The sequence below is a fragment of the Pseudomonas sp. Pseusp21 genome, assembly GCF_059492145.1.
In genome coordinates this window covers 2,361,349-2,387,665 of record NZ_CP168520.1, presented here as the reverse complement: position 1 = coordinate 2,387,665, position 26,317 = coordinate 2,361,349, and the positions used below count along the sequence as shown (strand labels likewise).

The window sequence follows — 26,317 nt, the reverse complement described above, 5'->3', positions numbered from 1 at the left end:
AACGCCCCGGTGCCTGTGCACCGGGGCGTTTTTCATTGCGTGGCAGGGGTCAGATACGCAACCCACCGTCCATCTCCAGAATCCGGCCGGTGTAGTAGTCGTTCTCGAAGATGTACGCCGCCGAATGGGCGATCTCTTCCGGTTTGCCCATGCGCTTGAGCGGAATGCCCGAGGTCATTTTTTCCAGCGCTTCTGGCTTCATGCCCAGGGTCATCTCGGTTTCGATGAAGCCCGGCGCAATGCCCGCCACGCGAATGCCGTAGCGCGCCAGTTCCTTGGCCCAGGTCACGGTCGCTGCCGCCACGCCGGCCTTGGCGGCGGAGTAGTTGGTCTGGCCGACGTTGCCCGCGCGGGAGATCGACGAGATGTTGATGATCGCGCCGCTGTTCTTCAGCTCGACCATTTTCGCCGCCACTTCACGGGTGCAGAGGAACACGCCGGTCAGGTTGACGTCGATCACCGCCTGCCACTGGGCCAGGCTCATCTTGGTCATCTCGCCGTCCTTGACCTTGAGCAGCAGGCCGTCGCGCAGGATCCCGGCGTTGTTGATCAGGCCGTGGATCGCGCCGAAGTCTTCGGCGACCTGGGCAACCATGTGCGTCACCTGCTCTTCGTTGGCGACGTTGCACAGGTAGCTGCGCGCCTCGACACCCTTGGCCTTGCAGGCCGCGACCGCGTCGTCGAGTTTTTCCTGGTTCAGGTCGACCAGCGCCAGCTTCGCGCCCTTGCCCGCGAAATACTCGGCCATCGAGCGGCCCAAGCCTTGGCAACCGCCAGTGATAATGATTACTTTGTCGTTGAGTTGCATTCGCATGCCCCCGAGAGCAGGTCAGAGTGGTCCTTACAGGTAGCCTCTCGATCTGCACCGGCCAGCAGCCTGTTGCACATGAGAACTGCCCGATGGCGAGTGGGACAAAACCCATGCGCCTGTCCGTTTTGTCGACGGATTCTATTTAAGGAGTCATAAATTGAGCGTTGAAGCGGCTAAGAATGCCCGAGAATTGCTTCTCAAGGAATACCGTGGCGTGCTGTCGACCCACTCCAAATCAATGCCCGGTTTTCCATTCGGCTCTGTGGTTCCCTACTGCCTGGACGACCAGGGCCGGCCGCTGATCCTGATCAGCCGCATCGCCCAGCACACTCACAATCTGCAGAAAGATCCGAAATGTTCGCTGCTGGTGGGCGAGCGCGAGGCTGACGATGTGCAAGCCGTTGGTCGCCTGACCTATCTGGCCGAGGCGGAAAAACTCGAAGACGCTGCCGCCATCGAAGCCGCCGCCGAGCGTTACTACCGCTACTTTCCCGATTCGCAGAATTACCACAAGGCCCACGATTTCGATTTCTGGGTGCTCAAACCGGTGCGTCATCGCTACATCGGCGGTTTTGGCGCGATCCATTGGGTCGACCAACTGACCCTGGCCAACCCGTTCGCCGGCAAGGCCGAAATCAGCATGGTCGAGCACATGAACAGCGACCACGCCAAGGCCATCGCGCATTACGTGGACCTCGCCGGTCTGCCGAAAACCGTACCGGCGCAACTGGCCGGGATCGACACCGAAGGCATGCACCTGCGCATCGGTCAGGCGCTGTACTGGCTGCCGTTTCAAGCGCCCTGTCATACGCCGATACAAGTGCGCGAGGCCTTGGTTTCTCTGGCTCACGCCGAGGTCTGGCCAAAAAATGCGCTGGCCGACGCTTGAATTCACGAAAGGGCGACGTCATCTAAGGCTTACTGCAAGGCATTTCTTGCGTTGAGGAAACTTTGATGCGCCCTTTTTTGTTGCTCTTTCTGCTGTTCCCGGTGTTGGAGCTGTTCGTATTCGTCAAAGTGGCAGGTTCGATCGGATTTTTCCCGGCCCTGCTGCTGATCATTCTCGGCTCGATGTTCGGCGTGTTCGTGCTGCGCGTCGCCGGGCTGGCCACCGCATTGCGTGCCCGTGAAAGCCTGAACCGCGGCGAGCTGCCTGCGCAAACCATGCTCGAAGGCCTGATGCTGGCCCTGGCCGGTGGTCTGTTGATCCTGCCTGGCTTCATCAGCGACGTAATCGGTCTGGTACTGCTGTTGCCGTTCAGTCGTCGGCTGGTCGCCAACAAGATGCGCCAGCGCGCTGAAGAGCAGGCGATGCGCCAGCGAGCGTTCGCCGATGACCTGCAACCTCGCGGCGGTCCTGCACCGCGCCAGCCTCTTGGCCGCGAAGGCGATGTGATCGAAGGCGAGTTCGAACACCGCGACAGCAAGTAAATTCCGCATCGACACGGCACCTTCGGGTGCCGTGTTCGTTTATGGCACGAATTCATGCAGCCGCATGAAAATTTTTTGTCTCCAGCCCTTGTAATAAGCTTATGCGCCCTTATGTATCGGTCACCGCAAGGTTCCGGCATATGAGTCGGACAGACTTTCGCGGCTCGCTCGACGAGCCGCAACCGGCGCAGGCCGGATTCGTTAAACCCGCCGGGACTACACCGGCCGATGAAAACCACAATTAGGAGAGATCGACAATGAAGCTTCGTCCTCTGCATGACCGCGTCGTCATCCGTCGCAGCGAAGAAGAAAAGAAAACCGCTGGCGGTATCGTCCTGCCAGGTTCGGCTGCTGAAAAGGCCAACCACGGTGTGATCGTCGCTGCAGGTCCAGGCAAGACTCTGGAAAACGGTGAAGTGCGTGCGCTGGCCGTTAAAGTCGGCGACAAGGTTGTGTTCGGTCCTTACTCCGGCAGCAACACTGTGAAAGTCGACGGCGAAGACCTGCTGGTAATGGCTGAGAACGAGATTCTCGCTGTACTGGAAGGCTGATACCCCGCTCATTTTCCCGCTACTACAAAGTATTTAAGGAATATCGATCATGGCTGCTAAAGAAGTTAAGTTCGGCGATGCCGCTCGCTCCAAGATGCTCAAAGGCGTCAACGTTCTGGCTGACGCGGTAAAAGCGACCCTGGGCCCGAAAGGCCGTAACGTGATCCTCGAGAAGAGCTTCGGCGCTCCGACCATCACCAAGGACGGCGTTTCCGTCGCCAAGGAAATCGAACTCGAAGATCGCTTCGAAAACATGGGCGCGCAGCTGGTCAAAGACGTTGCCTCCCGTGCCAACGATGACGCCGGTGACGGTACTACCACCGCTACCGTTCTGGCTCAGTCGATCGTCAACGAAGGCCTGAAAGCTGTCGCTGCCGGCATGAACCCGATGGACTTGAAGCGCGGTATCGACAAAGCGACCATCGCGATCGTCAAAGAACTGAAAGCCCTGTCCAAGCCATGCGCTGACACCAAGGCCATCGCTCAGGTCGGCACCATCTCCGCCAACTCCGACAACTCCATCGGCGACATCATTGCCGAAGCCATGGAAAAAGTCGGTAAAGAAGGCGTGATCACCGTTGAGGAAGGCTCGGGCCTGGAAAACGAACTGTCGGTTGTAGAAGGCATGCAGTTCGACCGTGGCTACCTGTCCCCGTACTTCGTCAACAAGCCGGACACCATGGTCGCCGAGCTCGACGGCCCGCTGATCCTGCTGGTCGACAAGAAGATCTCGAACATCCGCGAAATGCTGCCAGTGCTGGAAGCCGTAGCCAAAGCCGGCCGTCCACTGCTGATCGTGGCCGAAGACGTTGAAGGCGAAGCCCTGGCGACTCTGGTTGTGAACAACATGCGTGGCATCGTTAAAGTCGCAGCCGTCAAGGCTCCAGGCTTCGGCGACCGTCGCAAGGCCATGCTGCAGGACATCGCCGTTCTGACCGGCGGTACCGTGATCTCCGAAGAGATCGGCCTGAGCCTGGAAAGCACCACCCTGGAACACCTGGGTAACGCCAAGCGCGTCACCCTGTCCAAGGAAAACACCATCATCGTCGACGGTGCTGGCGTTCAAGGCGACATCGAAGCACGCATCGCTCAGATCCGTGCCCAGGTTGCCGAGACCTCCTCGGACTACGACCGTGAAAAACTGCAAGAGCGTCTGGCCAAGCTGTCCGGCGGCGTTGCAGTGATCAAGGTTGGCGCTGGTTCCGAAGTTGAAATGAAAGAGAAAAAAGCCCGCGTTGAAGACGCCCTGCACGCAACCCGCGCAGCCGTTGAAGAAGGCGTGGTACCTGGCGGTGGCGTTGCGCTGATCCGTGCTCTGGAAGCCCTGACCGAACTGACCGGCGACAACGCTGACCAGAACGTCGGTATCGCTGTGCTGCGTCGCGCTGTTGAAGCGCCGCTGCGTCAGATCGCTGCCAACTCCGGTGACGAGCCAAGCGTAGTCGTCAACGAAGTCAAGAACGGCAAAGGTAACTTCGGTTACAACGCTGCTTCCGGCGAATACGGCGACATGATCGAAATGGGCATCCTGGACCCAACCAAGGTCACCCGTTCGGCTCTGCAAGCTGCAGCCTCCATCGGCGGTCTGATCCTGACCACCGAAGCAGCTGTTGCTGACGCACCGAAGAAAGAAGGTGCAGCTGGCGGCGGTATGCCAGACATGGGCGGCATGGGTGGCATGGGCGGCATGATGTAAGCCAGCCTTACCCCTGTAACGAAAAACCCCGTCTGCGTGAGCAGACGGGGTTTTTTATTGCCCGCGTTCCAGGATTCAGGCGTTGACCGGCCGGGCCTGTGTTGCTGTTTCAGCCTTTACTGCCGGTCGATACAGAATCCAGTAATACGACCCCAGACAGATCAGCCAGCAGAAGATCGCCGTCCACACGTTGTGGGAAAAGAAGTGCGCGCCCTGCATCATCCGGCTGATCGAAAACACCGAACCCAGTGCGAAGGCAAAGATGAATGCCTGGCGTGCCAACCGTGGGCGACGATCACGCAGCACGAAGAACAGCGCAAACAACGTAAAACCGGTGGCCGCATGACCGCCGGGCCAGCAACGACCGGGCTTGTCGGTCGGCGGGCGATGCTCCAGCAGTTTGCTGTAGGTTTCGTGGCCGCCGAATTGTTCGAGACTCCAAGGGCATTGCACCGCTGTCACCGCTTTCACCGGCGTGACGAAAGAGGTGGCCAGACCCAGCGACAACACCAGGCAGCCCAGCTCACGCTTGAACGGTTTGAGCCGCTCGATGAAAAACGCGCCGATGAACCCGAGGATGGCAAACACCGAAAAGGCGATCACCACTTGTTTGGCGCGGTCGTGGAGGATGTTTTCCAGGAAGTAGCTGTGGCGGCCAATGAAGTCACCGGCAGCCGGGTCATAGAAAAGCCGGGCTAGATCCATGTCCAGATCGGTCAGCTCCAGCAACACCAGAATGACGGCCGCCACGGCGGGAATCCCCAGGCACAACCAGAAATTCAGTGGGCGAGGGGCAGGGCGTACAACGCTTGATGACATGACATATCCAGAGCGGGAAACGCCCCGGGGCATCAGCCCGGGGCGCTTCGATTAACGTTCGCTGACTTGCTCGGCACCCTCCTTGGGCGCTTTCCAGCCAAGTAGCTGTTGCTTGAAGCCATAACTGGCCGTTTGGTAATAGGTGATGGCGCGGCTGATCAGCGGGTCGTCGCTGCCGGCCTTGGACTCGCGACTTTCGGTCAGCGCATCGTCATGCCGGCGCAGGCCCTGGCGCGGGCTGAGGATCGCCAGATCCTTCCCATCGAACAGTCCCAGATGTTGATAGTTGCCGACCACGACTCGCGGTGGCAGCGGGTTGTCCTGCAGCAGGTTGCGACCGAAGAACGTCGATTGGTAATCCAGGTTCAGCAAGCCCAGCAGGGTCGGCGCGAGGTCGATCTGGCTGGCCAGTTGTGCGTTTTCCCGTGGTTCGATCAGCTTCGGTGCATAGATGAACAGCGGGATCTGGTAGTTGCTGATCGGCAAGTCTTCCTTGCCCGCGCTGCCGGCGGTGTGATCGGCGACAAAGATGAAGATCGTATTGTCGAACCACGGTTTCTGTCGCGCCTGCTCCAGGAACTGGCCGATGGCGTAGTCGGTGTATTTCACCGCGCCATCGCGACCGTTGCCGGACTTGATGTCGATCCGATTGTCCGGATAGGTGTAAGGGCGGTGGTTGGAGGTGGTCATCAGTTGCAACAGGAAAGGCTGCTGCCTGGCGTAATCGGCATCGGCCAGTTTCAGGGTCTGTTTGTACAGATCCTCGTCGGCCATGCCCCAGGCATTCTTGAAGTGAATTTCCGATTCATCGACGCTGCTCTGATCGACCACGCGGTAGCCGTTGCCGCTGAAGAACGCGTTCATGTTGTCGAAATAGCCGCGTCCGCCGTAGACGAACACGCTGTCGTAGCCGACGGCGCTGAGTTGCTGGCCGAGGCTGGCGAAGCCGCTTTCGCGGCCGATGCGCTTGACGATTGAACGGCCCGGCGTCGGCGGAATGGCCAGAGTGATGGCTTCCAGGCCGCGATCGGTGCGGGTGCCGGTGGCGTAGAAATTGTTGAAGTACAGACTCTGCTTGCGCAAGGCATCCAGATTCGGTGTCAGGTTGCGTTCATCGCCATTGCTGCCCAGATACTTGGCACTGAGGCTTTCGATGGTGACCAGTACGATGTTCGGTTTACGCTCGGTGCCCGGATTGTCGATCACCCGGCGGATGTCCTGTGGATCCTGGCCGATGAAGCGCGCGTTGGGTTCGCTCAATTCAGCACGTATCTGGCCGGCGACTTTTTCCGGCGACAGACTGCTGTAGAACTGGCCATAGTCCAGTTCGTTGTTACGGAACGCGGCGAAGAATTGATACGGGCCATTGCTCGCCAGTTCATTCTGATAGGCATTGCCGCCCTGAGCGCGCGGCGAGTCCTGACTGAGCAGTTGCAGGCTCAGTCCCGCGACGACCAACAGGCCGAGGGCATTGAACAGGCGACCGCGCAGTGGCGGCAGCGGGGCGTCCAGCGCTGCGTTGAAAGGTTTGCGCAACGCGAAACTCAGCGCCACGGCGAGCAGCGCAAGGATGCTCAGCAACATGCCGATGGGATACGACTCCAGCACGTTGTTCAGGACTTCATCGGAATACACCAGATAGTCGACGGCGATGAAATTGAAGCGCACGCCGAACTCGTCCCAGAACAGCCATTCGGCCACTGAGGTGAACAGCATGGCGAACAGACTGATGGTCAGCAGTCCTTGAAGGAACCAGCGATGACCGCGCCGACGCCACAGGGCCGGCGGACACAGCAACAGGTACAGCCCCATCGGCAGCGCGGCATAGGCGAGGAAGCCCAAGTCATACAACAAACCAATGCCGAACATGGAAAGTGCTACGCCGCCGGCCTCATCCAGGTGAGTCAGCAACAACACGGTTCGGGTCAGGAGAAACACCACCAGCCAGGCGCCGGTGACCAGCAGCAGAAAGCGCATGGGCGCCGTCTTGAAGAAGTCCATTGTCTACATTCCTTATATCTTGGCGCGAGAGTTTCACTGGGTCACTGTAGTCAGGTTGTGAACCGATAGTGAAAAACTTGTTAACGAATGAATTTGGTTGAAAGACTGGATTTGTGCTGCTTGCCGCCCTAGCCGTGAGTCGGCGATGGCCGTAAGCTGCGCGGGCCAAGACGGCCGCTACCGTGTACGGAGGAGGTGCCCATGCGAATTCTATTGGTCGAAGACAACCGCGATATCCTGGCCAATCTGGCCGATTACCTGGGGCTCAAAGGCTACACCGTCGACTGCGCCCAGGACGGTCTGTCGGGCCTGCATCTGGCCGCCACCGAGCATTACGACCTGATCGTGCTCGACATCATGCTGCCGGGCATCGACGGCTACACCCTGTGCAAGCGCTTGCGCGAAGACGCCCGTCGCGATACGCCGGTGATCATGCTCACCGCCCGGGATCAACTCGATGACCGTTTGCAGGGCTTCAAGTCCGGGGCCGACGATTATCTGGTCAAGCCGTTTGCGCTGTCGGAACTGGCGGCCCGGGTCGAAGCCGTGATGCGCCGCACCCAGGGCGGCGGCCGTCGTGCCCTGCAGGTCGGTGATCTGAGCTACGACCTCGATACCCTCGAGGTGACCCGCGAAGGCAAATTGCTCAAGCTCAACCCGGTCGGCCTCAAACTGCTGGCGGTGCTGATGCAAAAGAGCCCGCATGTCCTGCGCCGGGAAATTCTCGAAGAAGCGCTGTGGGGCGATGACTGCCCGGACAGCGACAGCCTGCGCAGCCACGTCCACCAATTGCGTCAGGTAATCGACAAACCGTTCGCCAAGCCATTGCTGCACACCGTGCATGGCGTGGGCTATCGCCTGGCCGAGGGCCGCGATGGAGTTTAAGCAAAGCCTTGCCCAGCGGATCATCATCGCCTTTGCGCTGATGAGCGCGCTGGTAGCCGGGGCGTTCGCCATGGGCATCGTCGCGACCGTGCACCTGGTCGAGGAAAAACTGATTTCCGCCGGGCTGGGGGGCGACCTGCAACGCCTGCTGTTGATGGACAATGTCTCGGACTGGAGCCATCGACCAGAACCGGATCAGTTGTTTTATTTCAGTGGCGGGCCGGGCGATTTCGAGCTGCCCAAGGATCTGCGACACCTGGATTCAGGTTTCCATGAAGTCTTTCGCGAGCAGCTGTCGTATCACGCAATGGTCGAGATCGTTGATGGTCGGCGTTATGTGCTGCTGCAGGATCAAAGCGATTTTGAAGAGCGTGAGCGAGTGCTGTTCGCCGTGGTGCTGGTGGGCTTCGTGCTCAGTCTGGCGCTGGCAGTGTTCCTTGGCTGGGTGCTGGCCCGCAAGGTGATGGCCCCGGTGGTGCGGCTGGCCCGCCAGGTACGTCATCGCGATCAGTTGCTCGGACTGGCGCCTCCGCTGGCGCCGGACTACGCGGCGGACGAGGTGGGCGAGCTTGCGGTGGCGTTCGATGCAACCCTTGGACGATTGCGACAGGCGCTGACGCGGGAGCGACTGTTCACCAGCGACGTCAGCCACGAATTGCGTACACCGCTGATGGTGTTGGCCAGCTCCTGTGAACTGCTGCTGGAAAACCCGGGTATCGATCAGCGCGGCAAGGCTCAGGTTCAGCGCATTGCGCGGGCCAGTGAGGAAATGCGTGAACTGGTGCAGACCTTCCTGATGCTGGCACGGGCCCAGCGTGAAGATGCAGGCGCAGCCCCTCAGCAAAACCTGTCGCAGGTGGCCGACAGCTTGCTGTGCCTGTGGCGCGAACCCATCGAATCCAAGGGTTTGCAGCTGATTTTCGAGCCGGGAAATCCGCCCGACACCCGTTATAACGCGACGTTGCTCAATGCCGTGATGGGCAACTTGTTGCGTAACGCCTTGCACTACACCGAACAGGGATTCATTCGCTTGACCCTCAATGCCAACGGATTCGTGGTCGAGGATTCGGGCGTGGGCATTCCCGAGGAAAAGCGCGAAGCCATGTTCCAGCCTTTCGTGCGCGGCAACGAAAAGCGCGGCGAGGGCCTTGGTTTGGGCCTCTCACTGGTTCAACGCATTTGCGAGAACCAGGGCTGGAGTGTCACTTTGAGCACGATGGAACCCAATGGCTGCCGTTTCGAGGTGGATCTGGGCAAGCGCTAAGAGCGTTGCATCTGACGCGAGAGTGCCTCCAATCTGTCTAAATCCTGTATAACCTTGAAATAGTTTGCCGATTTACATGACGTTTTTTTCACAAAGGGATGACCTGACGCTGACACGCCGCTGCTTAAGGTGGCGTCATCAGTAATTCAGGAGTTCTGGTGATGGCCGGCCCGATCAAGCTCGATTTTTCCGAAAAGTACGACGACAAGCATGCGCAGAAGTACCTGCGTAAACATCAGGACGGTTTGGGGCGTCGTTTGTCCAATTGGCGAGATCAGCAGTTGGCCCGCAAGGCATTGACCCTTGTTGGCGAGCCGGGCCTGGTGCTGGACCTGCCCTGCGGCGCAGGACGTTTCTGGCCATTGCTGGCGGAAAAGCCCAACCGGGTGATCATCGGGGCGGACAACTCCGAGTCGATGATCAAGACCGCCATGCAGGCACAACCGGCGGATGTGGTGAAACGGGTACAACCCTTGCACACGTCTGCGTTCGACATTGCCTTGCCTGATAACGCCGTCGACAGCATTTTTTGCATGCGACTGCTGCATCACATCGGCGAAGCCGAGCACCGCCGGGCGATTCTGCGCGAGTTCGAGCGTGTCACCCGGGACAGCGTGATCATTTCGCTGTGGGTGGATGGCAATTTCAAGGCCTGGAAACGCAAGCGCGCCGAGCGCAAGCGTGGGCAGGAGGGTTACCAGAACCGGTTTGTGTTACCGGCAGCAACAGTTGAAAAGGAATTCGAAGAAGCAGGATTTCGGATCCAGGAACAACTGGACTTTATTCCGCTCTATGCCATGTGGCGAGTTTACGTATTACGCAAGAGGTAAGAGGATGGCAGTGCAATTTGCAGTAGAAGGGGAAGTCGCTCCCGAGGATCGCTTCGACTACTACTGGAACCAGCGTGGCGAGTGGGTCGAGGAACCCAATGTCCGCCGTGGTGGCGAAAGTGGTGTGCAACGGGTCGTGGGGCGCGATGGCCAGCTGCTGTATGCCAAACGCCAGATCGGACATATTTATCGCAGTTGGCTGCACCCGTTCGGGCGGCCGACCGTGTTGCGCGAGCTGGATGCATTGACCGGGGTTTCCCGTCTCGGTGTCCGGGTGCCCGAAATCGTGTTCTGCGGTGCCCAGCCCGATCCGAAATTCAAATGGCGTGCGCTGTTGGTGACCAAGTCCCTCGATGGCTTTCAGGAGCTTGAACATTGGGAAGCCGGTGGCGGTCGCGAGCAATATGGCGAAGCAGTCTATGAGCGCGTGCTCAAGGACCTCGCCGAAAATCTGGCACGCATGCACAAGGGCCGTTGGCAGCACAGCTGCATCTACATCAAACACGTGTTTGTGCGGGTGACGGGCGAAGGTGAATCGGCGAAGGTCGAAGTCGCCCTGATCGATCTGGAAAAATGCCGTCAGCGTCTGACCGCTCATCGCGCGGCCGCCCATGACATGAAGCAACTGCGCCGCCACTCGTCGTTCAGCGCTACCGACTGGAAAAAACTCGTCTACTTTTATGAGACGGCGTTTGGCAGCGCTATCAAAGGTTTATAGCGATGAAACTAGAAATTGCACGAGGTTTGTTTCTGGTAGGAGCCTTGGCAGTTGCATCATTGGCGGTGGCGGCCTGGGAACAGCCACGCATGCAGGTCATTGGCGCATCGGCCAGTGATCCGCATTGCCCGATGCCACGGGTGGCGAAAGCTGCCGTGGCCACACAACCCGATCATGATCTATTGCTGTTCATGTTCGGACTTTCTCAAGGGATGAGGCCGCAGAGTTGAATCGATTGAAATCTCTTTCACAAGAGCCAAAGGCCTCGTTGATGCGAGGCCTTTTTTATTGCGTCATTCCTTGGGGTCGGGTTTCGCCAGCACGGTGTAAACACACGGCAGGACAAACAGCGTAAACAGCGTCCCGATCGACATCCCCGTGGCAATCACCGTCCCGATGTCGAAGCGGCTGACGGCACCGGCGCCGGTTGCCACGATCAGCGGCACCATGCCGAACACCATAGCCGCCGTGGTCATCAACACCGGGCGCAGACGAATCGCTGCCGCTTCTTCCACCGCCTCGCGAGGTGTCAGGCCTTTCTCCTTGCGTAACTGGTTGGCGAACTCGACGATCAGGATCCCGTGCTTGCTGATCAGCCCGATCAGCGTCACCAGCCCGACCTGGGTGTAGATGTTCATGCTCGACCAGCCGAGAAACAGCGGAATCAGCGCCCCGCAGATCGACAGCGGCACGGTCACCAGAATCACCAATGGATCGCGGAAGCTTTCGAACTGCGCCGCCAGCACCAGGAAAATGATCGCCAGGGCCAAGGCAAAAGTTACCCACAGCGCACTGCCTTCCTGGACGAACTGCCGCGATGCGCCGCCGTAATCGAAAGCAAAACCGGCCGGGGCTTCTTCCCGGGCGATCTGCAACACGCTGTCGATGGCTTCGCCCATGCTCACCAGCGGGAACCCGGACAGCTTGGCCGCGTTGAGTTGCTGGAACTGGTTGAGCTGTCGCGGTCGCGCACGGTCGGTCACGGTGATCAGGGTCGACAGCGGCAGCAGTTCGCCCTGGGTGTTTTTCACGTAGTAGTTGTTCAGCCAGTCCGGGTTGTCGCGGTAGGCCCGTTCGACCTGGGCGATGACCTTGTAACTGCGGCCTTCGATGGTGAACCGGTTGATTTCCGCCTCGCCCAGCAAAGTCGCCAGCGTACCGCCCAGATCCTGCATCGACACACCCATCTGCGCAGCCTTCGCGCGGTCGATGTCGACCACGACTTCGGGTTTGTCGAAAGCCAGATCAAGGTCGACGAAGGCGAACTTGCCCGACTCCATGGCGCGCTTCTTGATCCGGTCGGCCACTTGCAGCAACAGTTCGTAGTCGTTGGCGGTGTTGATCACAAACTCGAACGGCAGGCCTTCACCGGTGCCGGGCAGGGACGGCAGGTTGAAACCGAAGATCTGCAGGCCCGGAATGTCCTCGAGTTTGCCCTGTACCTCGGGGAGGATTTCCATTTGCGTGCGGCTGCGCTCGTTCCAGGGCTTGAGCAGGAAGCCGCCGATGCCGCTCTGCACGCCGTTATAGCCGTTGATCTGGAACGATGAGTAGTACTCCGGGAACTCCTTGAAGATCTTGATGAACTCGTCGGTGTAGGTGTTCAGGTAGTCGAGGTTGGTCGGCTGCGGGGCGTTGGCCATCATGAAGATGATGCCCTGATCCTCGTCCGGCGCCAGTTCCGACTTGGTGAACTTGAGCAGCACCGGAATCAGGCACAGCACGATCACCGCAAACACCAGCACCACCGGCCGGGTATTGAGCGTGCCGTGCAGCATGCTCTGATAGCGCCGCTTGAGGCTGTCGAAAATCCGGTCGAGGCGGTGGGCCAGGCCCGTGGGGTTTTCATCGTGGCGCAGCAGCATGGCGCACATCATCGGCGACAGGGTCAGGGCGACGACGCCGGAAATCACCACCGCCCCGGCCAGGGTCAACGCAAACTCCTTGAACAGCGCCCCGGTCAGCCCGGTCAGGAAGCCGATCGGTGCGTAGACCGCCGCCAGGGTGATGGTCATCGACACCACCGGCATGGCGATTTCCCGGGCGCCTTCGAGTGCGGCCTCCAGTGGTGTCTTGCCTTCTTCGATGTGCCGGTGGATGTTTTCCACCACCACAATCGCGTCGTCCACCACCAGCCCGATGGCCAGCACCATCGCCAGCAGGGTCAGCAGGTTGATCGAGTAGCCCATCATCTGCATGAAGAACATCACGCCGATCATCGACAGCGGAATGGTCACCACCGGAATCACCACCGAACGCAGGGCACCGAGGAACAGGAACACCACCACGATCACGATCAGCACCGCCTCGAACAGGGTTTTCACCACTTCGTCGATGGAGGCCTGGATGAACAGCGTGGCGTCGTAGGCAATCTCGCTCTTGAGGTTGGGCGGCAACTGGGCTTCCAGCTCCGGCATGATCTTGCGTACTTCCTTGATCACTTCCAGCGGGTTGGCGCCGGGCGTGGCCTTGATCCCGATATACACCGAGGGCGTGCCGCCGAACGAACTGATCGAGTTGTAGTTTTCCGCGCCCATCTCGACCCGTGCCACATCGCTGAGCAGCACCCGGCTGTCACCGCTGACCTTGAGCGGGATCTTGCCGAAGGCTTCGGCGGACTTCAGTTCGGTGTTGGCGTTGATGCTGGTGACCACGTACTCGCCTTTCACTTCGCCGGCGGCGGAGAGGAAGTTGTACTGGCGCACCGCGTTGGTCACGTCGCTGGCACTGAGGCCGAAACCGGCGAGTTTCACCGGGTCGATCCACAGGCGCATGGCGAACACCTGGTTGCCGAGAATCTCCGCCTCGGCCATGCCCGGCAGGGTCGCCAGTTTCGGCTGGATCACCCGCGACAGGTAGTCGGTGATCTGCGGGTTGTTAAGCTCCTTGCTGAAGAAGCTGATGTACATCAGCGCCGAGGCGTCGGCGGCTTCCTTGCTCAGCACCGGATCTTCGGCGTCCTGAGGCAGCTTGTTCTTCACCTCGTTGGCCTTGGCCAGCAATTCGGTGAACAAACGGTCGCTGTTGGAGCCGATGCGCGCGTAGATCGAAATCACCGAGAAGTTCTGGCGACTGACCGAGGTCATGTAGTCGATGCCCTCGGCGCTGGCCAGGCTCTGTTGCATCGGCTGGGTGATGTAGCCCTGAATGGTTTCGGCGTTGGCCCCGGGGTACGCGGTGGTCACCGTGATCAGGGCGTTTTCCATTTGCGGGTACTGGCGCAGCGGCAGCTTGCTCCAGGCCTGAAAGCCCAGCAGCACAATCAGCAGGCTGACCACGGTGGCGAGCACCGGGCGGCGGATGAACGGATCGGTAAAAGCCATGGGGTTTCCTTGATCAGTCGGCGCGGGGCGGACTGTTCTGCTCGCCGAGGGTCTTGTCGTCGCTGATGGCAATGTGGGCGCCGTTGTCCAGTTTGATCTGGCCGGCCGTCACCACCTGTTCGCCGCTCTGCACGCCCTTGTTGATCATCACCTGGCCATCGCGGCGTTCGCCGGTCTCGACGAACCGACGCTCGGCGATCAGCACCGGTTGGCCCTTGTCGTCTTTCTCGACGGTGCCGTCTTCGGCTTTCTTCTGGGTGACCACGTACGTCGAGTTGCCGTAGAGGGTGTAGGTGATCGCGCTTTCCGGGACCACGATGTGTTTCTGCGGATCCGGCAGCAGCACGTCGATGCTGGTGAACATGCCCGGCAGCAACTTGCCATCGGGGTTGGCCAGGGTGGCGCGCACGAGGATGTTACGGGTGGTGCTTTCGACGATCGGGTTGATGGCGCTGATGGCGCCGGTGAAATGCTGGCCGGGATACGCCGCGACCGTGATCTGTACCGGTTGACCGATAGCCAGTTTCGGCACCGATTGTTCGGGCACGTAGAAGTCGGCGTAGAGACTGCTCAGATCCTGCAGAGTGGCGATCTTGGTGCCGCTGGCGAGGTAGTCGCCGATGTCGACGAGGCGGATGCCGATGGTGCCGCTGAAGGGCGCGACGATGCGTTTTTTGGCCAGTGCCGCATTGAGTTGATTGACCGTGGCCTTGTTCTTTTGCAACTGCGCCGAGAGCCGGTCGAATTCGCCTTTGGAGATGGCGCTGCTGCCGACGAGCTGGCTGCCGCGACCGTAATCCAGCTGCGCGAGGCCGAGATCGGCCTTGGCGGTTTCGAGGAAGGCCGCTTCGACGGCGCTGTCCAGTTGCAGCAAGGGTTGGCCGGCCTTGACCTTCTGCCCCGATTCGAACTTCAGCTCGGTGACGGTGCCGGCGTTCTCCAGGCTCAGGTCGACGCCTTGCAATGCCTTCAGCGTGCCGACGGTGGGCAGACGCATCTGCCACGGGCGCTCGACGGCGGTGGCCACGGCGACGCTGATCGGCGGCTTCGGTTTGGAAAAGCCCTGGATCATCGTATAGATCGAGAAGGCCTTGTAACCGGCGAGAAGCAGAACGATCAGCAGTACAACACCCAACATGATCAGCATGCGGCGACGCAGCATATTTCCAGTTCCTTGGAGAAAATCAGGCGAGACAGGCGGGCACATTACCCCGAGTCCGGCAGGGATTCCAACTGCCAGTTTTTACCGGGTGTAAGGGAAGAAGGTGGAGAGAAGCGGGGCCGCCGACCCAACGGTCGGCGGCGAATTTCAGGCCATCAGATGAAGATGGTTGTCCCAGAGCCCTGCGGGCAAATCCAGCGGTTTGGCCAGCAGATCGTCCTGACGGCAATCGTAGTAGCGGCAACGTCCCTGACCGGAGGTCACGACAAACCCGTCCTTCACCGCACCGACACCGGCGCAGTCGGGTAACGGGGCGTCGAGGCGCACTTCACCGCTGTCCAGATCCCAGATGAAGAAGCGGTTGCCGCGCGGTGCGGTCAATGCCACCAGACGCAGGTCGCTGTGCACGGCGACGCTGGCGGTGTAATGACCCATCGACTGCAACTGATGGTCCGGCACCGGGAACGCCACGAATGGCTGACCGGGACGTTTGATCGCCAGCAGCTCCGAACGCTCGTGGGAAGGCCCCATGAATTGCTGGCCGGCGACGATGGTGCCGTCGCTGGCGATTCCCAGGTGGCGCACGCTGTTCATCTGCTGGGCGAGGGTTTCCTTGCTCAGCAGAGTGCCGTCCCGTTGCATCAGCACCAGACTCGGTTCCATGGCGTCGAGGTTCATGTCGACCCGGCTTTCGGCCTCGGTGCGGATCCCGCCGTTGGCCACCACCAGGGTTTCACCGTCGGGCATCCACGACACCTGATGCGGGCCGAGACCGTGGGTGGAAAGCTCGCCGCTGTGCACCAGCCGTTCGCCTTCGAATTTGTACACTCCGAGCAGGCCACGGCCCGGATCGGTGGTGTCGTTTTCGGTGGCGTACAGGTAATCGCCGCTGTGATGGATCACTGCGTGGCCATAGAAATGCCGGTTCGGCTGCGACGTCACGGTTTGCAGCAATGCACCGCTGCGCAGGTCGATCAGGTAGCTCTCGGTGCCCGGCCGGCGAGCGACGAACAGCGCGATCGGCAGCGTCGGGTGATTGATGATGTCGTGGCAGCGCTGGCCGACTTCCGTGGCGAACACCTGGGTGCCGTCCAGCCGATAGCCGACGGCGTAATGCTTGCCGTCGGTGTCGTCCCGCGCCGACAGCAGCAGCGGGCTTTGGTCCTTGCGTTTGAACAGCGTCCAGCCGCCCAGCGTCACTGCTCCCAGCAGCAAACTACCTAAAGTCAGAGCCTGGCGTCGCAGCATGGCACGTGCCCTCATCAGTCACCGTCGTTGGCGTTGAAGCCCAGTTGGATGCCCAGCGCCTTGGCCAGCTCGCCTTCGTGCAGGCGGTGGACGACGTTGAGGCTGTCGTAGATATCGTTGAGCTGCTGGCGACCGGCGTCATCGTTGAGCATTTCGGTCAGCGAGCGCTGAGTGCTGCCGAACAGTTTGAGCGACGCCGCGTAGGCTGCATCGATCTTGTCCGCCAGCGGCTTTTGCTCAGCCGGCAGCAGGCCGCGCAGGCCTTTGTTGTCGACGCCTTCCCAGACGGTTTTGGCCGCTGCGAGGCTGGCTTCCAGCGCCTCCATGGACGACTGGCTGCGCCATGCGTCAGCCTGGAACGGCTGAGGCACGCCCTTACTCTGGCGACCCATCGGCGTGCCAAGTTTTTTCTTCAGGGTGTCGAGAGCGGTGACCTGTACCCGCAGCAGATCGGCGATCGCTTCGTGGGAGTCGGCGTAGCGCTGGTTGGGGAACTTGCTCATCTGCGCGAGCATGCCGTCGGTGTTGTTCCAGCTGCTGAGGATCTCTTCGGCCAGTTGTTTCTGACGCTCGCCGATGGCCACCAGCAGTGGGCAGTATTTGGCTTTCTGCGCGTCGTTGGCGACGTCAGGCTTGGCGTCGAACAGGATGTACTCGTAAGCGGACAGGCCCTGAACCACGACGCTGGACTTGGCCAGGGCAGCGGCGTCGATCTGTGGCTGCGCGGTGACCAGTTGCTCGACCTGACGGCCGACCAGGTTTTTCTTGTCCGGCCAGAACTGCACCTGCCACGAGCGGTTGCCCTCGGCCAGCGGGCCGATCAGCAGCGGTTGCAACTCGGCCCAGGCTTTCTGCGCATGCAGGAAGTCGGCGCGGGCGGTGTCCAGCGACTCTTTGCCCTGGCAGTAGGCGAGGGCACTGACGGCCAGTTGCTTGTCGGCTTCGACCCAGCGGGTGTAGGTCGGTAGGATCACCGATTTGGCGATGGCCGCCGAGGTGACGGCTTGCGGATCCTGCGGCGAGCACGCGCCGAGGGCCAGTGCGGCAAGGCTGGTGAACAACAGCTTGGGACGGAACATGTCGGGCTCCCGATTCGTTCAAGTGTTTAAAGTGAGTTCAAGAACGCCAGCAGCGCGGCACGCTGCTCGGCGTTGAAAGACAAAACCTGTTGCTGCGCCGCTTTCGCTTCGCCGCCGTGCCAGAGCACGGCTTCGAGCAGGTTGCGGGCGCGGCCGTCATGCAGAAACTGGGTGTGGCCGCTGACCGTTTGCGTCAGGCCGATGCCCCACAGCGGCGGGGTGCGCCAGTCGCGGCCGGAGGCCTGGAATTCGGTACGGTTGTCCGCCAGGCCTTCGCCCATGTCATGGAGCAGCAGATCGCTGTACGGACGAATCACTTGATGGGCCAGTTCAGGTTCGGCTGCGTTGGCGGCGGTGGTGTATTTCGGCGTGTGACAGGACTGGCAACCCGCCTGGAAAAACAGATTCTTGCCGGCCAGCACTTGCGCATCGTTGACGCCACGGCGGGCGGGAACGGCGAGGTTGCGGCTGTAGAACAGCACCAGGCGCAGGATGTTGTCGCTGACTTCAGGTTCGCCGTCCGGGCCGTTGCCGTTCGGCGCCTGTTTGCAGGCGGTTTGCGCGTCAGTGCAGTCATCAAACGGTCTCAGGCTGGTCGTGAGGCCCATATCACCAGAAAACGCGTGAACATTTTGTTGATTGAGGTTCGGTTGGCCGGCTTTCCAGCCAAATCGGCCCATGACGGTCTTTTGCTGCTCATCGTCCCAGACCCGGTTTGGCCGGCCGTTGATGCCGTTGTTCTCTTTGGCCTGTGCGGCGGCGTTGGCGAGGATCGCTTCTTCCGGGATCGCTTCGAGCAGGCCGAGACCGATCATCTGCGGCGTAACGCGGGCCGAGAAACGTGTGTCCGGGTGCATCGGGCCGTAGCCGAGCTGGGTGATCTGCAGGACCGGTTTGCGCAACTCGACTTCGGTGCCGTCCTTGAAGCGCACCGGCACCGGCGTGTAATCGACCCGCACCTTGCCTTCCGGTACGACGCCGGGGACGGCCATGTCCTGGAACTGGCCGCCGTAGATCGGCTCGGGCACCACTCCGACCTGCTCGATCAATTTGGCGTACTGGGGCGCATCGGGAATCGACAGACGCACCAGCATCGACACCGCGTTGGCCGCATCCGGCGTCGGCGGATGGCCGCGACCGTCCTTGATGTGGCAGTTCTGGCAGGCGTTGGTGTTGAACAGCGGGCCGAGGCCATCGCGGGCGGTGGTGGTCGACGGTGCGATCACCCACGGGCTGCGAAAGAAGCTGTTGCCGACGCTGAAGTCCACCCGGCGCGATGGCGGCAGATTGGCCGACGGCAGGGAAAACGCGTTCTGATCGCTCTTGCGCACGGTCGCCGCACCGCCGGAACGGGCCTCACCCGGCTCGGCCTTGGTGAAACGCGGGGCGTCATCGCAGGCACTCAGGCCCAGGGCCAGAAACAGTGCGGACAAGCGAAGAGGCAGCGAGGGCATCAGACTTCCTGCAAGAGGGGCAAATTTAAAGGCGCAAAGTCTAACAGGGCGAGGGGGATTGAATAAGAGGAATTATCGTTTGCTTGATGCAGGGCAGGGGTTTCACAAAACTTTGATCGTTCCCACGCTCTGCGTGGGAATGTCTCAACGGACGCTCTGCGTTCGGCTTTTGATTTGGGACGCAGAGCGTCCCGGGCTGCGTTCCCACGCAGAGCGTGGGAACGATCAGCGAAAAAAGGCGACCCGAAGGTCGCCTTTTTTAACGCGGACGCTGTGATCAGAACTCGTGATCGGCGTTGTCCGGGTTCAGGTCGCTGATGCCGAGCTTGCCGGCAGCGGCTTCGATCGAACCGGTCTGCTTGACCAGCGAAGCGATGGCGTCGCGGACGATCTGGTTGCCGGCGGTGTTGCCGGCCGCGATCAACTGGTCGTAGTGCTCACCCTTGTTGGCGTGATCGACCATGACCTGAATCTTGGCTTCGGTGGCGGCCAGATCGGCTTTCAGCGCGGTGTCGGCAGCCGGGTCGACCTTGGCCACCAGCGACGACAGGCTGGCGCCGGTCAGTTTGGTGCCGTCGACGCGGGTGTACTCGCCCAGGTAAACGTTGCGAATGCCCTTGGCATCGTAGAAGTGCGAGTTGTGGGTGTTGTCGCTGAAGCAATCCTGTTCGTCTTCCGGGGAATTTGCTTCCAGGGACACCTTCATGCGCTCGCCAGCCAGTTCGCCCAAGGACAGGCTGCCCATGCCGAACAGCATTTTGCGCAGGCCGCTTTCAGCCGGTTCGGCTTCCAGGGTGGCGCGGTAGTTATCGGCCACGTTCGGCTTCCAGTTGGCGACCATTTCTTCCAGGTCGCTGACCAGCAACTGGGTCACGGCTTTCAGGTAGGCACGACGACGGTCGTTGTGACCGCCTGTTGCGCCTTTGCCTTCCAGGTAGTCCGAGGCCGGACGGTTGCCGGCGCCAGGGCCGGTGCCGTTCAGGTCCTGGCCCCAGAGCAGGAATTCGATGGCGTGGTAGCCGGTGGCAACGTTGGCTTCGGAACCACCCAGCTCGTTCAGGCTGGCGAGTTTTTCCGGGGTAATGTCCTTGACGTCGACCTTGTCTTCGCCGACCTGTACTTCGGTGTTGGCGATGATGTTGGCGGTGGCGCCCGGGTTGCCCAGTGCATGCTCGTAGGATTTGTCGACGTAGTCGATCAGGCCTTCGTCCAGAGGCCAGGCGTTCACCTGACCTTCCCAGTCGTCGATGATGGTGTTGCCGAAGCGGAACACTTCGCTCTGCAGGTAAGGAACGCGGGCGGCGACCCAGGCAGCCTTGGCGGCTTTCAGGGTGTCGGCGTTCGGCTTGGCGAGGAATGCGTCGATGGCGGTTTGCAGGGTTTTCGCGGTGGATTCGGCATCGCTGTAAACGGCGAAGACCATGTCGGCATAGTGCGAGACAACGGCTTTGCCGGCGGCCTCGTCGACTTTACCGGCAGCAGCAGGCGCAGCCGGTGCAGCGGTGCTGGCAGCCGGAGTCGGCGCAGGAGCGGCGGCCTTTTCTTTGTCTTTACCTTCGCCGCAACCGGCGAGGGAAATAGCGATGGCCAGCAGACTGGCGGTAGCCAGAGGCATACGAATCATGGCGAACATCCTGCTTCGGTGATTGAGTGGACAGGCGCGGGGGTGCGCAAAACTGCGACATAATGCAAATCTTTCGCATTATGTGTAAAGGGTTGTAGCTGGAAATATTTCTTATTTGCGCGGGGTCTGCGCTGGATCAACAGCGAGGTTGATGCCCGGCAGAACCCGGGTTGCGTCGGGCCTGGCAGGCACGTTTCAAAGGATGGCCGCGTTGCTGCGCTGGGCCTGCTTGAGATAAATGCCCAACTCGCGCGCCGGCAGCGGTTTGCTGTAGTGGTAGCCCTGACCTTCGTGGCAGCCTTCGGAAATGATGTAGGTTTCCTGTTCGGCGGTTTCCACGCCCTCGGCGATCACCTGCATGCCCAGGCTCTTGCCCAGTTGGATGATGGCGCGAACGATGGTCGCATCATCGTCGTCATCCAGCAGGTCCTGAACGAAGCTCTTGTCAATCTTGATCTTGTCCAGCGGCAGACTCTTGAGATAACTCAGCGAAGAATAGCCGGTGCCGAAATCGTCGATGGCGATCAAGGCGCCGGAGCGGCGCAGGCTCAGCAAATGCTGGGCGGCGGTGCTGATGTCTTCCATCAGGCCGGTTTCGGTGACTTCCAGCTCCAGGCTGCGTGGCGGCAGGCGGTACATCTGCAGCAGGTTGTTGACCACCCGTGGCAGCTCGGCGTGGTGCAGTTGCACGGTGGACAGGTTGACTGCCATGCGCAGGTCGACGAAGCCCTGATCGTGCCAGTCGCGCAGTTGCTTGCAGGCCTGATCCAGCACCCATTCGCCGATGGCGATGATGGTGCCGTTCTGCTCGGCCAGCGGGATGAACAGGTCCGGCGGCACCAGACCGTGTTCCGGATGTTGCCAGCGGATCAATGCCTCGACCCCGACCACGCGATGATCGCGGTAGCTGATCTGCGGCTGATAGACGAGGTAGAACTGGTCGCGCAGCAAGGCGTCGCGCAGGTCTTTTTCCAGTTCGCGACGGCGGCGCATCTCGCTGTCGACGCTCGCGATGTAGAACTGATAGCGGTTGCGCGAGCGGGTCTTGGCCAAGGTCATGGTCTGCTCGGCTTTCTGCAGCAGCTTCTCGGTGCTGTCGCCGTCCTCCGGAAACAGGGTGATGCCGATGGTCGCGCGCAGGCGAATTTCCTGATGATCGAGGGCGAACGGCGCTTCCAGGTCATCGAGGATGCTTTGCGCCAACTCCGCCGCTTCGTAAGGCTGTTCGATATCGGCCTGCACCAGCGCGAACTGGTCGCCGCCGAGTCGGGCGAGGGCGCCGAGGCGACCGCTGTGGGCACGAAGCCGGTCAGCCAGGGCCAGCAGCAACTGGTCACCGGTCTGGTAGCTGAATTGTTCGTTGATGCCTTTGAAATCGTCCAGACCTACGCAAAGAACCGCGACCCGCCGTTGCAGCTTGCCGGCATCCACCAGAATCTTGTCCAGCTGCTGCTGCAACTGCTGGCGATTCGGCAGGCCGGTGAGGAAATCGTACTGGGCCATGCGCAGCAGGCTGTTTTCCGCTTCATGGCGCAGGTGGGTATTGCGTTCGATGGATTCGAGCAACTGGTTGGCGGTGTTGATCCAGATACCGAGTTCGTTTTTTTCGTGACCCTTGAGCTGCGGAATCTTGTGTTCGCTGGGGCGGTCCGGGTTGATCTCGGTGAGGTGTTCGATGATCCGCGACAGCGGTTTGGTCAACAGCCAGTGATAGACCAGGTACAGCACCAGACCCATGGCCAAGGCGCGCAACACGCCGGAAATGAAGATGATCACCGAACTGACAATGAAACCCTGACCGTAGGTGGCCGTGTCGAGGGTGATGCTCAGGTCGCCGTAATATTCGCTGTAAGGCCCGCGCCCCACCAGTTGGGTGGTGAACGTGCGTTCCTGGCCGAGGATCAGGTCGGTCAGCCAGCGGCTGTTGGATTGCTGCAGCTCACGCGACTTTTGCGCGAGCATCGCTTCATTGGGGTGACCGATGGAGGCCTGACGCACGGCGTCGTCCTGGAACAGGCCTTCGATCACCTGCATGCCCATCTCCCGGTCCAGGCTGTAGACCGCCTGGGTGGAGGGGTCGCGGAACATGTCGAGGATGCGTTCGGCGTCGCCGGCGACGGCCTGGCGTGTTTTATAGGCATCGAACACGATCTGCGCGCAGCTCAAGACCACGCCGACGATCAATGCCGACAGGAGCACGACCCGGAGCAACTTCACCGACAAGCTGTTCTTGAGTTCCAGCTTCAAAGGGTTATTCCTTGTTCCGTGCGGGTAGCGTCAAGTTGCCATGAGTATTGGCAATCCCGTGTTGGCAGTCAAAGGGACAATCGAGCCGCGGAAAATTTGTCCGTTGCCTTGGCCGATATGCTGCTGTCTGGAGTATTTGCCCTGGTTGTACTGTGTCGGTAGTTTCGGTCTCCAACTTGAGGGACGTCGGACAATTTTTCCTCTTTTGATGTTAGTTCGCCGTGGCTTGGGAGCAAGGCGAGAAGGGCTGCTTCAGGTGTGGGAAAAAGCCTTGTTTGTGATGCAACGCACTCACGATTATTTCCGCAGGTATAAAAAAACCCGGCAAAGCCGGGTTTTTGTCTGGCGTGCAGCTTAAGCGGTGAAGGTCTTGCCTTCGAACTGCTCGGCCACGAACTTCCAGTTGACCAGGTTCCAGAACGCCTCGACGTACTTAGGACGCAGGTTACGGTAGTCGATGTAGTAAGCGTGTTCCCAGACGTCGCAGGTCAGCAGCGGGGTGTCGCCGCTGGTCAGCGGGTTGCCGGCGCCGATGGTGCTGGCCAGGGCCAGGGAACCGTCAGCCTTTTTCACCAGCCAGCCCCAGCCGGAACCGAAGGTGCCGATTGAGGTTTTGCTGAACTCTTCCTTGAACTTGTCGAACGAACCGAAAGCCGCGTTGATGGCTTCAGCCAGTGCGCCGGTTGGTTGACCGCCGGCGTTTGGCGCCAGGCAGTTCCAGTAGAAGGTGTGGTTCCAGACCTGAGCGGCGTTGTTGAAGATGCCGCCCGAGGAAGTCTTGACGATTTCTTCCAGGGTCTTGCCTTCGAACTCGGTGCCTGGCACCAGGTTGTTCAGGTTCACGACGTAGGTGTTGTGGTGCTTGTCGTGGTGGAATTCCAGGGTTTCCTTGGAAATGTGCGGCTGCAGGGCATCGTGTGCGTAAGGCAGCGGCGGCAATTCGAAAGCCATGATGATTCTCCTAATCAGGTCTGTTGCGGTGAGCGCAAGGCCGATCACGGGCGGCCAGAAATGCACCGGCGAGTTTTTACTCTTTGCGGCGCAGGGTTCGGATCATAGCACCGGGGGTGCGGCTTAACCACGCAACAACTGTGTGGGATAGAGGTTCCAGAGCTGTTTGGAATAAATCATGAAGCCAATATCAATTGCCCCGCCACCGTGAACATCATCATCGCCACCAACAGATCGAGAATCCGCCACGTACTCGGCCGCGCCAGCCACGGTGCGAGCCATGCCGCGCCGAACGCCAGGGTGAAGAACCACAGTAGCGAAGCGCTCGCCGCGCCCACGACATAAGCGCCGGGCACCGACTGTTGTGCGCCGAGAGAACCGATCAGCAGAACGGTGTCGAGATAGACGTGCGGGTTGAGCAAGGTCACCGCCAGTGCGCTGAGCATCACCGCCCGCAGCGAATGTACGGTCTGGTTTTCACCCTGTTGCAGGCTCTGTTTCGAAAATGCCCTGCGCAACGCCTGGCTGCCGTACCAGATCAGGAACACCGCGCCGCCCCAGCGGGCGACCGCCAGCAATGTCGGGTTCTGCGCCAGCACCGTGGCCAGACCGAACACACCCGCCGCCACCAGCAACGCATCGCAGGCGACGCACAATGCAGCGACCGGCAGGTGATGTTCACGCCGCAGGCTCTGCGCCAGGACAAAGGCATTCTGGGTGCCGATCGCCATGATCAGCCCGAACGCCACCAGCAAACCGTTGGTATAGCTTTGCCACATGACGATTACTCCGCGTTGGCTGCGAGATCGCGCAGCACTTGCATGGCGCGTTCGGAGTCGGCCTGACCGACGAACAAATGGTCGTGGTAGTAGCCGGCAATCACGTTGCAGCTGATCCCGGCCTTGCCCAATGCGGTGGCGAACGCGGCGGTCAGGCCGACGGCTTCCAGCGCCGAATGCACGTTCAATGTGATCCACGCTGCGACGTAGTCGAAGCTGAAACTGGCGCGCTCGGCGTGGGAACGTTCCAGAATCACCGTCAGGCCTTCCTGTTCACGGAAACTGCCTACGACTTCCAGGCCGCTCGGCAACTCGCCGTCGGACAAGGTGCAGAACACGAATTCGCCGGCATTGAGCTGCGGGCTCATGCTGCGCAGCAGGGTGGTCAACGAGGTTTCGCCAGCCATGGGGGTGATCCTTGATAAAGAGTGCTTGCTGGCTATTCTCCCGGTTGACGTTGTATAAGAAAAACCAATAGTGCTGATCGCTCATTAGGAAAACTGATGTTCGACTACAAATTGCTTTCCGCTCTGGCCGCCGTGGTCGAGCAGGCCGGATTCGAGCGGGCGGCGCAGGTGCTGGGCCTTTCGCAATCGGCGATCTCCCAGCGGATCAAACTGTTGGAGGCGCGGGTCGGCCAGCCGGTTCTGGTGCGTGGCACGCCGCCGTCGCCTACCGAAATTGGCCGGCGCCTGCTCAACCATGTGCAGCAGGTGCGCCTGCTCGAACGGGATTTGCAGACGCTGGTGCCGGCGCTGGACGAAGAAGGCCTGCCGGAGCGCCTGCGTATCGCCCTGAATGCCGACAGTCTCGCCACCTGGTGGGCCGAGGCGGTGGGCGACTTCTGCGCCGAACAACATCTATTGCTCGATCTGATCGTCGAGGACCAGACCGTCGGCCTCAAACGCATGCGCGCCGGTGAAGTGGCCGCTTGCCTGTGCGCCAGTGAGCGGCCGGTGGCGGGGGCACGCAGCGTGTTGCTCGGGGCGATGCGCTATCGAGCGCTGGCCAGCCCCGCATTCATCGAGCGGCATTTTCCCGACGGCGTGCGGGCTGAGCAATTGCCGCGCACCCCCGCATTAGTCTTCGGCCCTGACGATTTTCTCCAGCATCGATACCTCGCGTCCCTCGGCGTCGATGGCGGCTTCGAACATCACCTGTGCCCGTCATCCGAAGGTTTTATCCGCCTGACCGAAGTCGGGCTCGGCTGGGGACTGGTGCCGGAATTACAGGTCCGCGAGCAACTGGAGCGCGGCGTGCTGCGCGAACTGTTGCCAGATAAACCGATCGACGTGCCCTTGTACTGGCATCATTGGCGCAATGGCGGTCAGTTGCTCGGGCTGTTGACCGAGCAATTGGTGCGCTCGTCGGCGCAATGGCTGGTGGCCTGAAAGCAGCTACGAGCGTCAAGCTGCAAGCGCCTAGTAAAGCGCTTGCGTACTGT

General features: G+C 60.6%; 23 protein-coding genes. 10 read left to right on the top strand and 13 right to left on the bottom strand.

Features of this window, described 5'->3' with window-relative positions:
• Positions 1-49: 49 nt before the first annotated feature.
• Positions 50-808 (bottom strand): SDR family oxidoreductase, encoded by a 759-nt coding sequence (locus ACEN93_RS10745; protein ID WP_011335726.1) that lies wholly within the window; start codon positions 806-808, stop codon positions 50-52.
• 160 nt (positions 809-968) lie between these two features.
• On the opposite strand from ACEN93_RS10745, the gene ACEN93_RS10740 reads away from it, so the two are divergent.
• From ACEN93_RS10740 to groL, 4 genes are all read left to right on the top strand, one after another.
• Positions 969-1,700 (top strand): HugZ family pyridoxamine 5'-phosphate oxidase, encoded by a 732-nt coding sequence (locus ACEN93_RS10740; RefSeq protein WP_495611396.1) that lies wholly within the window; start codon positions 969-971, stop codon positions 1,698-1,700.
• Positions 1,701-1,765: 65 nt separating this feature from the next.
• Complete coding sequence (locus ACEN93_RS10735; RefSeq protein WP_495611395.1) at positions 1,766-2,242, top strand: FxsA family protein; 477 nt, start codon at positions 1,766-1,768, stop codon at positions 2,240-2,242.
• 257 nt (positions 2,243-2,499) lie between these two features.
• The gene (locus tag ACEN93_RS10730) at positions 2,500-2,793 is read left to right on the top strand and encodes a co-chaperone GroES (protein WP_003227685.1); all 294 of its coding nucleotides are present in this window, start codon (positions 2,500-2,502) and stop codon (positions 2,791-2,793) included.
• Between the two features lie 49 nt (positions 2,794-2,842).
• Complete coding sequence (groL, locus tag ACEN93_RS10725; protein WP_039765873.1) at positions 2,843-4,489, top strand: chaperonin GroEL; 1,647 nt, start codon at positions 2,843-2,845, stop codon at positions 4,487-4,489.
• Positions 4,490-4,564: 75 nt separating this feature from the next.
• Here the strand turns inward: groL and ACEN93_RS10720 are convergent, their stop codons facing one another.
• Positions 4,565-5,308 carry a phosphatase PAP2 family protein gene (locus ACEN93_RS10720; protein WP_103387006.1) on the bottom strand — a complete coding sequence of 248 codons (744 nt, stop codon included), beginning with the start codon at positions 5,306-5,308 and terminating at the stop codon, positions 4,565-4,567.
• A 51-nt stretch (positions 5,309-5,359) separates the two neighbouring features.
• Positions 5,360-7,309: an LTA synthase family protein gene (locus ACEN93_RS10715; RefSeq protein WP_495611394.1), complete on the bottom strand. Its 1,950-nt coding sequence runs from the start codon at positions 7,307-7,309 to the stop codon at positions 5,360-5,362.
• Between the two features lie 201 nt (positions 7,310-7,510).
• Here ACEN93_RS10715 and colR point away from each other — a divergent pair, with 201 nt between their 5' ends.
• The 5 genes from colR to ACEN93_RS10690 all read left to right on the top strand — a co-directional run bounded on the left by colR (position 7,511) and on the right by ACEN93_RS10690 (position 11,236).
• Positions 7,511-8,194, top strand: coding sequence for a two-component system response regulator ColR (colR, locus tag ACEN93_RS10710; protein WP_007953224.1), 684 nt, complete (start codon positions 7,511-7,513; stop codon positions 8,192-8,194).
• A complete protein-coding gene (locus ACEN93_RS10705; RefSeq protein WP_039765878.1) occupies positions 8,184-9,458 on the top strand; it encodes a sensor histidine kinase in 1,275 nt (424 codons plus the stop codon). The genes colR and ACEN93_RS10705 overlap by 11 nt, the downstream gene beginning before the upstream one ends.
• A gap of 161 nt (positions 9,459-9,619) precedes the next feature.
• Positions 9,620-10,288 carry a class I SAM-dependent methyltransferase gene (locus tag ACEN93_RS10700; RefSeq protein ID WP_039765880.1) on the top strand — a complete coding sequence of 223 codons (669 nt, stop codon included), beginning with the start codon at positions 9,620-9,622 and terminating at the stop codon, positions 10,286-10,288.
• 4 nt (positions 10,289-10,292) lie between these two features.
• On the top strand, positions 10,293-11,006 hold the full coding sequence (locus ACEN93_RS10695) for a lipopolysaccharide kinase InaA family protein (protein WP_103387004.1): 714 nt from the start codon (positions 10,293-10,295) through the stop codon (positions 11,004-11,006).
• Positions 11,007-11,008: 2 nt separating this feature from the next.
• The gene (locus tag ACEN93_RS10690) at positions 11,009-11,236 is read left to right on the top strand and encodes a hypothetical protein (RefSeq protein WP_011335717.1); all 228 of its coding nucleotides are present in this window, start codon (positions 11,009-11,011) and stop codon (positions 11,234-11,236) included.
• A gap of 63 nt (positions 11,237-11,299) precedes the next feature.
• Here the strand turns inward: ACEN93_RS10690 and ACEN93_RS10685 are convergent, their stop codons facing one another.
• The 10 genes from ACEN93_RS10685 to ACEN93_RS10640 all read right to left on the bottom strand — a co-directional run bounded on the left by ACEN93_RS10685 (position 11,300) and on the right by ACEN93_RS10640 (position 25,280).
• Positions 11,300-14,329 (bottom strand): multidrug efflux RND transporter permease subunit, encoded by a 3,030-nt coding sequence (locus ACEN93_RS10685; RefSeq protein WP_495611393.1) that lies wholly within the window; start codon positions 14,327-14,329, stop codon positions 11,300-11,302.
• A 13-nt stretch (positions 14,330-14,342) separates the two neighbouring features.
• Positions 14,343-15,491 carry an efflux RND transporter periplasmic adaptor subunit gene (locus ACEN93_RS10680; RefSeq protein WP_495611392.1) on the bottom strand — a complete coding sequence of 383 codons (1,149 nt, stop codon included), beginning with the start codon at positions 15,489-15,491 and terminating at the stop codon, positions 14,343-14,345.
• Positions 15,492-15,638: 147 nt separating this feature from the next.
• A complete protein-coding gene (locus tag ACEN93_RS10675) occupies positions 15,639-16,739 on the bottom strand; it encodes a DUF1513 domain-containing protein (RefSeq protein WP_039765884.1) in 1,101 nt (366 codons plus the stop codon).
• 14 nt (positions 16,740-16,753) lie between these two features.
• Entirely contained in the window at positions 16,754-17,818 is a 1,065-nt protein-coding gene (locus ACEN93_RS10670) for an imelysin family protein (RefSeq protein WP_074688445.1), read from the bottom strand.
• 26 nt (positions 17,819-17,844) lie between these two features.
• The gene (locus ACEN93_RS10665) at positions 17,845-19,272 is read right to left on the bottom strand and encodes a di-heme oxidoreductase family protein (RefSeq protein WP_495611391.1); all 1,428 of its coding nucleotides are present in this window, start codon (positions 19,270-19,272) and stop codon (positions 17,845-17,847) included.
• Between the two features lie 277 nt (positions 19,273-19,549).
• Complete coding sequence (locus tag ACEN93_RS10660) at positions 19,550-20,896, bottom strand: imelysin family protein (protein WP_282473755.1); 1,347 nt, start codon at positions 20,894-20,896, stop codon at positions 19,550-19,552.
• Between the two features lie 195 nt (positions 20,897-21,091).
• Positions 21,092-23,143, bottom strand: a complete 2,052-nt coding sequence (locus tag ACEN93_RS10655; protein ID WP_039765890.1) for a putative bifunctional diguanylate cyclase/phosphodiesterase — start codon at positions 23,141-23,143, stop codon at positions 21,092-21,094.
• A 354-nt stretch (positions 23,144-23,497) separates the two neighbouring features.
• Positions 23,498-24,094: a superoxide dismutase gene (locus ACEN93_RS10650; RefSeq protein WP_003227660.1), complete on the bottom strand. Its 597-nt coding sequence runs from the start codon at positions 24,092-24,094 to the stop codon at positions 23,498-23,500.
• A 176-nt stretch (positions 24,095-24,270) separates the two neighbouring features.
• Positions 24,271-24,873, bottom strand: coding sequence for a LysE/ArgO family amino acid transporter (locus tag ACEN93_RS10645; RefSeq protein WP_495611390.1), 603 nt, complete (start codon positions 24,871-24,873; stop codon positions 24,271-24,273).
• A 5-nt stretch (positions 24,874-24,878) separates the two neighbouring features.
• The gene (locus ACEN93_RS10640; protein WP_495611389.1) at positions 24,879-25,280 is read right to left on the bottom strand and encodes an ACT domain-containing protein; all 402 of its coding nucleotides are present in this window, start codon (positions 25,278-25,280) and stop codon (positions 24,879-24,881) included.
• Between the two features lie 96 nt (positions 25,281-25,376).
• On the opposite strand from ACEN93_RS10640, the gene ACEN93_RS10635 reads away from it, so the two are divergent.
• Positions 25,377-26,264: a LysR family transcriptional regulator ArgP gene (locus ACEN93_RS10635; protein ID WP_039765896.1), complete on the top strand. Its 888-nt coding sequence runs from the start codon at positions 25,377-25,379 to the stop codon at positions 26,262-26,264.
• Positions 26,265-26,317 lie beyond the last annotated feature (53 nt).

Bases quoted from the DNA above. Each gene is read 5' to 3' on its own strand.
- ACEN93_RS10665 (WP_495611391.1), bottom strand. From the start codon at position 19,272: ATGCCCTCGCTGCCTCTTCGCTTGTCCGCACTGTTTCTGGCCCTGGGC.
- ACEN93_RS10645 (WP_495611390.1), bottom strand. From the start codon at position 24,873: ATGTGGCAAAGCTATACCAACGGTTTGCTGGTGGCGTTCGGGCTGATC.
- ACEN93_RS10680 (WP_495611392.1), bottom strand. From the start codon at position 15,491: ATGCTGCGTCGCCGCATGCTGATCATGTTGGGTGTTGTACTGCTGATC.
- ACEN93_RS10635 (WP_039765896.1), top strand. From the start codon at position 25,377: ATGTTCGACTACAAATTGCTTTCCGCTCTGGCCGCCGTGGTCGAGCAG.
- ACEN93_RS10640 (WP_495611389.1), bottom strand. From the start codon at position 25,280: ATGGCTGGCGAAACCTCGTTGACCACCCTGCTGCGCAGCATGAGCCCG.
- ACEN93_RS10670 (WP_074688445.1), bottom strand. From the start codon at position 17,818: ATGTTCCGTCCCAAGCTGTTGTTCACCAGCCTTGCCGCACTGGCCCTC.
- ACEN93_RS10720 (WP_103387006.1), bottom strand. From the start codon at position 5,308: ATGTCATCAAGCGTTGTACGCCCTGCCCCTCGCCCACTGAATTTCTGG.
- ACEN93_RS10650 (WP_003227660.1), bottom strand. From the start codon at position 24,094: ATGGCTTTCGAATTGCCGCCGCTGCCTTACGCACACGATGCCCTGCAG.
- ACEN93_RS10690 (WP_011335717.1), top strand. From the start codon at position 11,009: ATGAAACTAGAAATTGCACGAGGTTTGTTTCTGGTAGGAGCCTTGGCA.
- ACEN93_RS10695 (WP_103387004.1), top strand. From the start codon at position 10,293: ATGGCAGTGCAATTTGCAGTAGAAGGGGAAGTCGCTCCCGAGGATCGC.
- ACEN93_RS10730 (WP_003227685.1), top strand. From the start codon at position 2,500: ATGAAGCTTCGTCCTCTGCATGACCGCGTCGTCATCCGTCGCAGCGAA.
- ACEN93_RS10745 (WP_011335726.1), bottom strand. From the start codon at position 808: ATGCAACTCAACGACAAAGTAATCATTATCACTGGCGGTTGCCAAGGC.
- ACEN93_RS10715 (WP_495611394.1), bottom strand. From the start codon at position 7,309: ATGGACTTCTTCAAGACGGCGCCCATGCGCTTTCTGCTGCTGGTCACC.
- ACEN93_RS10700 (WP_039765880.1), top strand. From the start codon at position 9,620: ATGGCCGGCCCGATCAAGCTCGATTTTTCCGAAAAGTACGACGACAAG.
- colR (WP_007953224.1), top strand. From the start codon at position 7,511: ATGCGAATTCTATTGGTCGAAGACAACCGCGATATCCTGGCCAATCTG.
- ACEN93_RS10675 (WP_039765884.1), bottom strand. From the start codon at position 16,739: ATGCTGCGACGCCAGGCTCTGACTTTAGGTAGTTTGCTGCTGGGAGCA.
- ACEN93_RS10685 (WP_495611393.1), bottom strand. From the start codon at position 14,329: ATGGCTTTTACCGATCCGTTCATCCGCCGCCCGGTGCTCGCCACCGTG.
- ACEN93_RS10735 (WP_495611395.1), top strand. From the start codon at position 1,766: ATGCGCCCTTTTTTGTTGCTCTTTCTGCTGTTCCCGGTGTTGGAGCTG.
- ACEN93_RS10660 (WP_282473755.1), bottom strand. From the start codon at position 20,896: ATGATTCGTATGCCTCTGGCTACCGCCAGTCTGCTGGCCATCGCTATT.
- groL (WP_039765873.1), top strand. From the start codon at position 2,843: ATGGCTGCTAAAGAAGTTAAGTTCGGCGATGCCGCTCGCTCCAAGATG.
- ACEN93_RS10705 (WP_039765878.1), top strand. From the start codon at position 8,184: ATGGAGTTTAAGCAAAGCCTTGCCCAGCGGATCATCATCGCCTTTGCG.